General features: G+C 41.0%; 10 protein-coding genes. 6 read left to right on the top strand and 4 right to left on the bottom strand.

Features of this window, described 5'->3' with window-relative positions; all coding sequences use genetic code 11:
- From JJE29_07810 to JJE29_07790, 5 genes are all read left to right on the top strand, one after another.
- On the top strand, positions 1-940 hold a 940-nt coding region (locus JJE29_07810; protein ID MBK5252520.1), incomplete at its 5' end, for a glycerate kinase.
- Between the two features lie 479 nt (positions 941-1,419).
- Positions 1,420-1,695 (top strand): hypothetical protein, encoded by a 276-nt coding sequence (locus JJE29_07805; GenBank protein ID MBK5252519.1) that lies wholly within the window; start codon positions 1,420-1,422, stop codon positions 1,693-1,695.
- Positions 1,696-3,135 carry a sodium:solute symporter family protein gene (locus JJE29_07800; protein ID MBK5252518.1) on the top strand — a complete coding sequence of 480 codons (1,440 nt, stop codon included), beginning with the start codon at positions 1,696-1,698 and terminating at the stop codon, positions 3,133-3,135.
- A gap of 444 nt (positions 3,136-3,579) precedes the next feature.
- The gene (locus JJE29_07795) at positions 3,580-4,896 is read left to right on the top strand and encodes a M20/M25/M40 family metallo-hydrolase (GenBank protein ID MBK5252517.1); all 1,317 of its coding nucleotides are present in this window, start codon (positions 3,580-3,582) and stop codon (positions 4,894-4,896) included.
- Between the two features lie 113 nt (positions 4,897-5,009).
- Positions 5,010-6,650, top strand: a complete 1,641-nt coding sequence (locus JJE29_07790) for an amidohydrolase (protein ID MBK5252516.1) — start codon at positions 5,010-5,012, stop codon at positions 6,648-6,650.
- A 381-nt stretch (positions 6,651-7,031) separates the two neighbouring features.
- On the opposite strand, the gene JJE29_07785 is transcribed toward JJE29_07790, so the two are convergent.
- Together JJE29_07785 and JJE29_07780 are read right to left on the bottom strand one after the other, a co-directional pair.
- Positions 7,032-7,466: a cation transporting ATPase C-terminal domain-containing protein gene (locus tag JJE29_07785; protein MBK5252515.1), complete on the bottom strand. Its 435-nt coding sequence runs from the start codon at positions 7,464-7,466 to the stop codon at positions 7,032-7,034.
- A gap of 43 nt (positions 7,467-7,509) precedes the next feature.
- Entirely contained in the window at positions 7,510-9,276 is a 1,767-nt protein-coding gene (locus JJE29_07780; GenBank protein MBK5252514.1) for an IS1634 family transposase, read from the bottom strand.
- Positions 9,277-9,529: 253 nt separating this feature from the next.
- Here JJE29_07780 and JJE29_07775 point away from each other — a divergent pair, with 253 nt between their 5' ends.
- The gene (locus JJE29_07775; protein ID MBK5252513.1) at positions 9,530-10,153 is read left to right on the top strand and encodes an FAD-dependent oxidoreductase; all 624 of its coding nucleotides are present in this window, start codon (positions 9,530-9,532) and stop codon (positions 10,151-10,153) included.
- On the opposite strand, the gene JJE29_07770 is transcribed toward JJE29_07775, so the two are convergent.
- Together JJE29_07770 and JJE29_07765 are read right to left on the bottom strand one after the other, a co-directional pair.
- A complete protein-coding gene (locus tag JJE29_07770; protein ID MBK5252512.1) occupies positions 10,150-10,269 on the bottom strand; it encodes a MoaD/ThiS family protein in 120 nt (39 codons plus the stop codon). The two genes, JJE29_07775 and JJE29_07770, sit on opposite strands and share 4 nt — an antisense overlap.
- Positions 10,270-10,395 (bottom strand): MoaD/ThiS family protein, encoded by a 126-nt coding sequence (locus JJE29_07765; protein MBK5252511.1) that lies wholly within the window; start codon positions 10,393-10,395, stop codon positions 10,270-10,272.
- Between the last annotated feature and the right edge of the window lie 600 nt (positions 10,396-10,995).

The raw sequence follows: 10,995 nt of genomic DNA, 5'->3' as shown, positions 1-10,995 counted from the left end.
GATAACTCTTAGAACTAAAAATCCGTATATGGAGGAGATTGACAGTTTCTATGGGTTAGCTGGAGATGTAGCAATTATTGAGATGGCTGCATCGGCTGGACTGCCTTTGGTGATGGACCGACTGAATCCTATGGATACAACTACTTATGGAGTAGGGGAACTTATTACGGATGCGATTGCCCGTGGCAGTAAAAAATTAATCATTGGATTAGGCGGAAGTTGCACAAATGATGCGGGTGCGGGAATGGCTGCAGCATTGGGAACGAAATTTTACAATGCAAAGGGAGAAAGCTTTATCCCAGTAGGCGGAACACTGTCAAAAGTTAGGAGCATAGACAAAACGGAAACAGAGTTGTTGACAAAAGGATTAGAAATAATAGGGATTTGTGATATTGATAATCCGATGTATGGTGAACAAGGTGCTGCATATGTTTTTGCGCCTCAGAAGGGAGCTGACCAGCCAATGGTTGAATTGTTAGACAGCGAACTCAGGAGTTTTGCCGCAGTAATAGAAAAGGCATCAGGGGATGAAGTGGCTAATATAAAGGGAGCAGGGGCTGCTGGGGGAATGGGGGCTGGTGTTCTTACATTTCTTAATGGTCAGCTTAAACAAGGAATCAATACAGTTCTGGATTTGGTGGAATTTGAAAAGCTTCTTGACGGATGCGACGCAGTGTTCACAGGGGAAGGACGTTTGGATTCGCAAAGCTTTTATGGGAAAGCAGTTGCAGGCATAGCGCGCCGAGCCAAACCCTACAATATACCAGTAATAGCCGTTGTAGGCATTATGGATGAAAACATGTCTGAAATTTTCGATGAAGGTGTGACAGAAGTCTATGAAACAGCACGTGGACGCGACAACTTTGCAGAGATAAAAGCAAACTGCATCGAGGATTTACGATTGGTCCTAGAGGAAATTCCTATGATATGTAAAAAATAAATTCCGCATTCTCTTGAATGGAATATTAATAGAGTGAGTTTTAATTCCCCCGAATTCTTATTAACAGTAATCAACATGATGTAAATGGTAAACTAAATTACCATAGGACAATTTAATTTTCCCTAACTATCACCCAAACAACATTTTCAAGAACAGAATGATAGCTGCAGAATGATGCATTTAGTCAATAAGTGAGTTATGGTACTCATCCAATTTATCTTTTGACCTGCCTAATTCTTTCACGGAACAGTTAATTGTCACATTATATTAAATGGCAAACCTGTATTATTCAAAATTCTCATGAAAGCCCAACTAGGAAAGTTCAGGTAGTTTATATGAAAAAGGTTAGCGAAAAAAAACAGTCAAAAATTTTCAGACAGGAATGATTACAGCGACAGCCAATAGTGGCCGGTCACCTCCATCCAATTCTGGTTTTTTTGTATAAGATATCACTTTAATGAGTAAAAGGAGAAGAGAAAATGTCTAAAAGTAATAAAACACATTTCCAAAAGGCACATTTGCTGGTGCTGGCGCCGGTATTTGCGCTGATCTGTACGCCCTTCTTCCCGTTCGTCAACAATGGGGGATTTACCTTGGGGCTCCCAAACGTCTGCGTGTGGGTCATGTTCTGGGCGGTCATCACGACACTTATCCTTGCTTTCCTATTCCAGAGAGAGCCGGAGCTTGATGATGAAGTAATGGAAATATTAGGTAGGCGTGCAGACACCGTGCCTGGGAAGAAAGAGGTAAAATAAATGAACGGAATGATTATAGCAGTTGTTATTGGACTTATATTTATCGCCTTCTTGGGATTTGTCGGCCGCAAACAATCTTTTGACAACAACACCGGTTGGACAATCGGAAACAGGAACATGTCCTCACTGACCACGTTTTTCTTGCAGGCGGGCGGTATATTCACGTCCTTTACCTTCCTCGGCATGTCAGGTCTTGCGTTGCTTGGCGGCGTCTCGTCGGCATACATGCCTGCATACCTGATTCTCGGTTATATCGGTATGTTTATAATGGGTCCATTAGTGTGGAGGATTGCGAAGATATACAATTACCATACCAACGCAGATATGGTTGGACACCAGTTTTCATCCCCTATGCTTGGCAAACTCGTCGCAGTACTTGGCGTCTTATTCTTCACACCTATCGTACAGGTCCAGATTATCGGGCTTGGCACGATTGTCTCATTTAGCACGGGTGCGAAAGAGGCCGGCATGGTTAGCATGGTCATCGCAACCATACTAATTCTGGCGTTCGTAAACTTTGCAGGCCTGAGAGGTGTTGCCACCACGGCGTACTTCAAGGACGTCGCCATGATTGCCGCGCTTGTCATCATTTTTTTCGGCGTCGCATTGAAATTCGGTACGCAGGACCTGATGCAGACCGCCATGACAAAGGCAGAACACTTGTTTTTCGTGGCGCCGGGAACGAAAGCTTTCGGCATCAACTGGTTTGTGTCAAGCGTCATTATCTCCGGCATCGGCCTGGGGGCGATGACACTTCCCGAAAGTTGGCCTGCAGTACTCTCTGCGAGCAAATCGAGAGGCATCTCGAAAAACCACGTCTTACTGCCGCTGTACACGCTTGGTACATTCATTCCCATCGTGCTCGGATTCTATGCTGTTAACCAGCTGCAAGTCGAAGCAGGACAGGAAAATTCCGCCATCCTTACGCTGGCAGCGCAGACTCTTCCTACCTGGCTGATGGCTTTTGTCGTTATAAGCGGGCTTGCCTGTGCCATGGTGCCGGCCGCACACTGCGTGCTGTCCATAGCGACCCTCGTATCGGCGAACTTCGTCCCTAAAAACACAGGTGACGTGAAAAAGCTGAAGATCGGCAGGATTGCCTCAGCGGTCATCCTCTTGCTCTCGCTCGGCATGGCGATCACCCGTCCGGATCTTATGGCGAATCTCTACTTGTTGACCTACGCTGGCCTTGCCCAACTGGCGCCTGCGAACATACTTTCTGTGACGAGACAGAGGTTCATTGGTGCGCCGGCACTGATAGGCGGGATGGTCGCCGCCGAGTGCGTGGTCATTTTCCTGACAATCACCAAATATTCGGTATTTGGGATAAACAATGGCGTGGTCGGTTTGGTGATCAATCTCATTGTCATGCTTGTCATTGCGGCGGCGACTGGTCCGGCAAACAGACCAGAACTGCCAAAAGCACTTCAGAAGTATTAAATAAAAATTTATGTCAAACCGGCGAAGTGAATTCTTCGTCGGTTTGTTCTGTGGTGATTCCTAGATTTAAAAATTATGTGAAAAAAGGAGAGAAGTGTGAAAAAGATTAAGGGGTAAAATCGTGTTTTTGAGTAAAGAAAAACTAGCCTATTGCGTAGGCATGAATACTTTACATTTTGCGAAAGATGGAATAGCAGCATTGACTGTCGCTCAAGCATAACCTCAAATCTGTTGTTAAACAAAGATAAGTGTACGGGTTCAATGCCCCAATTATTTGTGCTTGAAAGGGCGACGGCACATATAATTATGCGGATTGAGTTGGAAACTCTTCCACTCCTCCTTCCGTGCTCTGTAGTGTACTGCTATTTAAACTGATTTTATCACAAAAATAAGTTAGCGTAAAATTTTAATGAAATATTTGTGCCGCAAGCGAAGCGGCGCGGAATGGGGGAAATTATGATTAATAAACTTAGAGAAATAGCTGCATCTTTAAACCCGCAGATGATTGATTTCTGCCAGCGAATAATACAAGTTCCTTCGCAGTCAGGAGAAGAGGGTGCTGTATCCGAAGTATATATGGATGAAATGAAAAAGCTGGGATACGATGAAGTTTTTCGTGACAACTGGGGGAATGTAGTAGGAATTATTCATGGTACAGAGGATGGTCCTGTTATAATGTACAATGGACATATGGATGCTGTTACTCCAGGAAACATAGAGGATTGGGGTGGCTATAATCCTTACGGTGCTGTCATTGATGAAAGCCTTATGTACGATTGGAATTGTGAAAAAGAAGAGATGACAGAAGTAATCCATGGACGAGGTGCTTCAGATATGAAATGTGGCTCCGCCGCACAGGTATTTACAGGTGCTGCTTTAATAGAACTTAGAAAACAAGGTTTCCCATGGAAAGGCACTTTCCTTTTAGCGGCAGTAGTGCTTGAGGAAAATGGAGAGATGTTGGGTACAATCAAGTTGACTGAAGAAACGTTCCCTGCAAGAGGCATAGAGATAGACGGAATGGTATGTGCTGAGCCAAGTAGTTTAAGACTTGTATTAGGTCACAGAGGCAGGATGGAGTTAAAGGTTGTAGTTACCGGTAGAAGCTGTCATGGAAGTTCTCCATGGTTAGGTATAAATGCTGTGGAAAAGGCTGCAAAGTTGATTGTAGAGGTTAATAAGAGAATTTCAGCTCATGCAAAGGAGGATTCCAATCTTGGTAAATCTGGCATAGCGCTTACTATTATTGAAAACGAACCTAATGCGTTGTGCATCGTTCCTGACAAATGCACTATTATCTATGACAGACGCCTGATCCCTAGAGAAACTGTATCCGATGCTGTTGCTGAAATACAGTCAATTATAGATGATTTGTCTGCTGATGACCCTGATTTTAAAGTGACTGTAGAAATCAATTCCAATGTAAGAAATTCTTATACTGGGGAATCTGAAAGTATCGAAAGCCAAAAGGAAGTATGGATAATAGATCGCGAACATCCATTTATAAGAGCCTGTGCGGAAGGACTTGAGGACATAGATGAGGAAGTTAATTATGGATATTGGGCTTTTAGCACTGACATTCCGCAGGTTGGAGTAAGAATGAAAAAACCAGTAGTTGGATATTCTGCTACACAGGAATTTTACGTTCATAATCCTATTGAAAAAGCAAGATTGGATTACTTGAAAAGAAGCCTTCTAGGGAATATCTCAATGTTCTTGAAACTATCCGAGCTACCAAAGGAAAGTTTTACAACGGAATAAACGTCATTTGAATTTAAACATATAAAGTAATAAAAAATACATCTCAATGGTCGATAAAATATTTATTGTTGATTTATTGTAGATGAATTATTTGAAAATTAAAGGAGGCTATTATGAATTATTTATCAAATTGCGAGGCAGATATTGTTTTTTACAATGGACCAGTTATTACGGTTAATTCCAAAAATGAAATTGCAGAGGCCATAGCAGTTAAGGGAAATAAGATTGCTTTTGTCGGTTGTGAAGAAGAGATGAAAAAGTATATTGGTCAGAATACAAAGGTAATAGACTTGAAAGGTAGAAGTCTTATCCCTGGACTTATTGATTCGCATCTGCATACTGCCTTAGTTGGGGCAAACTCTTTGGCAATCGACTGCCGATCTCCAGGTGTATCTTCGATTGAAGATATCAAGAATTTAATCAGAGAAGTTGTAAAGGTTACTCCCAAAGGGGAATGGATTCATGGCTGGGGTTATGACGATTCAAAGCTAGCTGAAAAAAGGCATCCTAACAGATGGGACTTGGATGAGGTCGCACCAGATAATCCTGTGGTTCTTACAAGAGTATGTTGCCACATATCATCACATAACAGCAAAAGCCTGGAATTGGCGGGATTGGCAGATAATTCTCCAGATCCAGTAGGTGGAGTTAGGGATAGAGAAAATGGTGTTATCAATGGAGTCATGAAAGAAAATGCACATATGCAGATCTCTAAAATTTCTGCACTTTCTAAGGAAGAAATCATTAACGCCATGGCTGCTGCCAATGATATGCTGGTAAAAGAAGGTATTACTTCTATTAGTGACTCTGGAGGCTTCGGGCATGTACAAATGGGTGCTATACAGGATGCTGTTGAACAAAAGAAGCTGAAAATCAGACTAAATGCCATGATTTTTACTTTAACTGATAATTTGCCAATGATTGAAGATTATATTAAGGTTGGAATTCATACTGGTTTTGGAAATGACAATTATAAAATAGGTCCATTAAAAATCATGATTGATGGAAGCAGTAGCGGTCCGACTGCTTCAACTTTGGAGCCTTATGCTTCCAATCCGGATTTCTCTGGAATTCTGGCAATGACTCAGGAGCAGGTAGATGATATTATCATTAGGGCTCATGCTGCAGGCTGGCAGGTAACATCACATGCTGTAGGCGATAGAGCTGTTACAATGATTGTTGATGCAATAGAAAAAGCGCTAAAGAAATATCCTAGAGAGAATCACCGTCATAGAATTGAGCACTGCGCAATGATTAACGATGAACTTCTTGACCGTATAAAAAAACTTGGAATAGTTCCAATAGCAAATCCAATATTCTTATACGAGTTTGGTGATGGCTACATGGTTAACTATGGAAAAGAAAGAGCATATAAAATGTTTACAGCGAAGAGCTTCTTTGATAAAAGAATTATTGCCGCAGGCAGTAGCGATTGCCCGGTAACCTTCTCGTACCCTATTCTAAACATGCATCTTGCAGTTAACCGTGAAACTCAAAATGGTCAGGTGATAAATGCTGATGAAAGGATAACAATTGAGCAAGCACTTAGAATGTTTACATATAATGGTGCCTATGCAAGCTTTGATGAGGATAAGAAAGGTACAATTGAAGTTGGAAAACTAGCAGATTTGGTTGTTCTTTCTGGATCATTGTATGATACACCTATAGATAAAATCAGGGATTTAAGTGTTGACATGACTATTATAGATGGGGATATCGTATATCAGAGCGGTGATGGCGGTTGCTTCATGTAGAATATGGGAGGAAAATAGAAAAGGAATTGCATTGATTCTCTCTGGAAGAAGGTGTATAAGTAAGTTGGTAGCTTAATTGAGTGATGCATATTTAAGAATGAACAATGATATGGATGTATGCTCAAAGTTTAAAGATGGGAGGAGTTAGAATGGATGAAAAGGAAATTAATATTATTTAGTTTATCTTTTACCTTACCCTCTGGTAATGTCTTTATTCAATGGATGTGAGACACCAGTCAACGGTGAAAAACCAGTACCTGAGGCGTTAAGGGTTGAAGATTATTTCCCGATTAAAGATAATGTGAGATACGTATATGAGGGAATGGGAAATGAATTTGCGTATTATGATGTCTACATAGAATACACTGCTAAAGGGTTGGTTCAACAAAGGGTGGACAACGGTGGAACAGTTACAGCGAACCAGTAAAGCGGAGGCAGCGGAACAAAACCTAAAGTCCCAGCCAAAGGAGAAATCGTCAGCCATGCTGCCACTAAAACAATGAGGATTGAAGAAATAATAAGAGGCCAGCTAGCCCGGCTTTGAATAAAAGGTATTTTATTTGTTCGAATGACATGAATAATCAGGGTCTGTGTGAAAATTGATTCTATAAACCAGCCGGTATGAAACAATTCGGGATTATTCCAGCAATTAAATACATAAAGCATAATGAAAAAAGTCAAACAATCAAATATGGAGCTTATTGGTCCAATGAACAAAATAAACTTCCGAATTCCGCTGATTTTCCATTGCCGTGGTTTTTTTAGCCAATCCGGGTCAATCCTGACTTTAGGAGAAACAACGCAAAAAATCGCCATAATGGTTGAAATACAATCATTATGGCGATTTTTATTTGTCCTGTTATCTCAGATTGATTGTCAAATCGAGTTTGGTGCATGATCTGAACTTCGTTAGAGTCATATTGCTCTTTAGTATGGGAAGTTTCAGAATCGAAGACAAATCGAGGTACGTTTGTGAAACTCGCGTCGGTGTAACAACATTGTTCGGATACTCACCTTGAACTAATGCTAAAGGTTCACGAATAGCGTCCATGATCTGAGCAGCAGAGACGCTTTTCTGCTGAGTTGTTTCCAAAAGATACTGACTATACCGAAGCATGCACAGAGAGATGAAACACATCGCAAAGTGCCCTTTTATATGTTCGTCGTTCCACACAAAGACCGGGCACGCTCGCAGGTCTGTTTTAAGGATTCGAAAACTCTCCTCAATCTTCCACAACCCGCCGTAAATCTTGCAAACCTGTTCTGTGCTTAATTCCAAATTGTTTGTGATTACTGCGTAGTAGCCATCATATCGAGCCGCTTCTTCAATTTTCGCCTCATCTAACTTCCAATCACTGGTGTCAAGTTCCATCTGCAGGAATTGGTTGCTACCTCGCCGTATTGCAGCTTTCAACTGGTAAGGCTTATCCATTCGCTTCTTTAGTCTGTCTAGCATCCGTTCGCAATCAGATTTATCTTTTGCGGCCCGCTTGGCAGACCATGTAAGATGAATCTTCACGGGAATTTGCTTTGAGTTGTACTTCTTTGGCCGACCTCGTTTCTTTGAAGTATTGCTCTCCTCTGGCGTGATTGGAGCTTTTGCTTCAAGTGCCTGTTCAATAGTCTTTGAGCGAAAGGTGATTTCGCTAGTTTTGGGATCAATCGTATCAAACCAGTTATCGCCTTGCCATACGAGTTCTTTAAAGACGTTCGGTGAGCGCTTAAGCGTGTAACTTATGACAAAATCATGACCTCCTTCGCAGAGATATTCCAAGTTGCTACCGCTGTTTAAGCCTCTGTCAGCAACCATGGTAATCTTATCCAAATGATACAGGATCTTAAGTTTTTCAACAGAACGGGTCAGCGTACTCTGATCCATTGTGTTTCCAGGGAACAACTCGTAGGTGATGGGGATTCCATTGTTATCAATCAGCAAGCCCATCACAACCTGCACTTCATTGTTTTTATGATCCTTTGAAAAACCAAACATACGCAGTTTACCCCAACGGGTACTTTCAAAGGCATAAGTTGTAACCTTGTAGAAGGCCTCAGGTCCTTGGCGCTTGGTCTTCTTTTCAAAAAAATCAGCCAAATGCTTCACGAGAGATTCCTTTTGTTCGGCAAGGACATCCAGTACGTCATAAAGAACATCTAACCCTAATGGGTCTATGCCTGCATAAGCAGTCTGTTCCGAAGCACTTGCGTGAATGCTCGAAGGGTTGGCGCAGCGATGCGCCACCAGATAAAACAGTGATTGGGCAACGGCCGCAGTGTTGCGTTTGTCACTGCTTTGTAAGAAGAATTCATTCAGCACCATATTCTTCCAGAGCTGCTTAACAAGTGCATGGCCGAAGTTATAAGATTGCGCAACATCACCCGGTGCGGTGATATCAGCGGCATGAATATTTAGAGTTATAGGGGTGAACGGCTCTTTTTTCGCCTTAGTAATCTCCGCTGCCTCGGCCTTTAACTTATTGATGATGTCTGGATTTTCTTTAAGCATGCGCTCATAATTACCGAGTGTCTTAATGACATGGGTTTTCTTTTTTTTAGTTCCCGGAATCCGTGCTTCTTCCCTGAATTGGATAACGCGGGCTTTACCTGCTCCTGTTATTGCAACGTACATAGGGTCACTCCATATATCAGTATCTGATGTATTTATTATATCATAGTTGATCATAAAAAGATACAAAATAACAGAACATAACAGGACATTTAAAAACTATATTTTGCCGCATAAAAGAACCCCGAAATCCGCTTAAATGAACAGATTTCGAGGTCAAATGTTACATTTTTTGTTGTCTAAGTCCTAAAGTCAGGAAATATATTACGTAATTTTGCTTTATTCGATTGCACGCCACCACACTTGATTCACTACCATTATTATAGCGGTCGGAGGCCAGGCGTTTATACCTTTAATTGAAGGCATAAATGGTAATTCTAATAATTTTAAAGTATTCAGTGCAGAAGAAGTATTGCTTGGAGAACAAAACTTTATTGATAATATTATGAAGGGAAGTATAATGATTGTTGGTGGAGGAGCGGTAGGAATTGAAACTGCTTTATTTTTGGGAGAAAAACAGTACCCACATGACGATACTTTGGAATTTGTTGAAAACTACTTTACAAATGAAATGCTTTTAAACACAATTCCTCCTATAGATATTACCATTGTTGAAGCAGCTTCAAAAATGGGAACTGACCTTGGTGGGACAAAATGGATAACGATGAAAGCCTTAAAAAGGTTGGGAATAAGGACGCTATTTAATTCAAAGGTTGTTCGCTATGATGGGCAAATGCTAAGCATTGAAAAAGAAGGGAATATAGCGAATCACGCTGCAGTAACAGTAATAATGGCGACTGGATATAAAAAATCGCAAGACCCAATCATTGATTATTGTGAGGCAAAGAAATATCCGTATACGATAATTGGTGATGCTAAATCGCCTGGGAATATTGGTGAGGCAACGAAGGCGGCAAAAGATTGTATTGATGCACTTTAAAGATAGAGCTGAACCAGCCAGCCACCCCCTAACGGCGGAAAGATTGAGACCACGTCTTTTTCTTGAAGCTGTCTGTTAATTTTTGCATAAAGCCCATTCACCAGTAATATTGACACTTAGGACTCTTTAATCCCAAGGGAGTCAATAAGCTCCCTTACAGTAGAGGAATTGCTTAAAACAATCGTTAACTCTTTTCCTCGTTTTTCCCTTAATGCTGCAAACAATCTGACTTTGATTTCCATGCACTGCGTTTATCATTGCTTTATACTCTTCTACTCCCAATGCAAATGAAGTAAACAAACAAAGCCCGGCAGAATCAATGAAAGCAGTCAAGTTCTGGAAGATTTTTACCTAGGTTGCTTTACTTTCAATGGTAACAATTCCTGTTATTGTTGAATTTGCAAAGATAATTTTTAAATGATTGCGCTGAAAACTGCCAAAGACCTGCAAATTAATCAGCCACCTCCAATGCCTCAGGGAACTGAGAATTCTGGAAAATATTTGTTGAAAAAATATGAAATAAGAACAGATAACACCTTGAATCAAAATTGGACACTTGACTGCTAAATAAATTGCAGACATCAAGTGGCCAATTTTTATATATTAACAATAAAATAATCAATTATTCCCCCAATGTGTCTGCAAATACGTCTGTTATATATCGTCGCTTGCAGTCAGGGCATATCACAGGGGTGTTGTTAGGATTTGAATTGGCAAAATGCTCTTTTGTGGTAACAATTACTCCACATTTTTCACATCTGGCCCACTCAAAATGCTTGTGCCATATAGTGCGACCTTCTTCATTGTCTTTTATAGTAATACATTTGGTAGGACAAACTTCT

It is taken from the genome of Peptostreptococcaceae bacterium (assembly GCA_016649995.1).
In the GTDB taxonomy this organism is placed as follows: Bacteria; Bacillota; Clostridia; order Peptostreptococcales; family BM714; genus BM714.
This window is presented reverse-complemented; position numbering and strand designations above follow the sequence as displayed.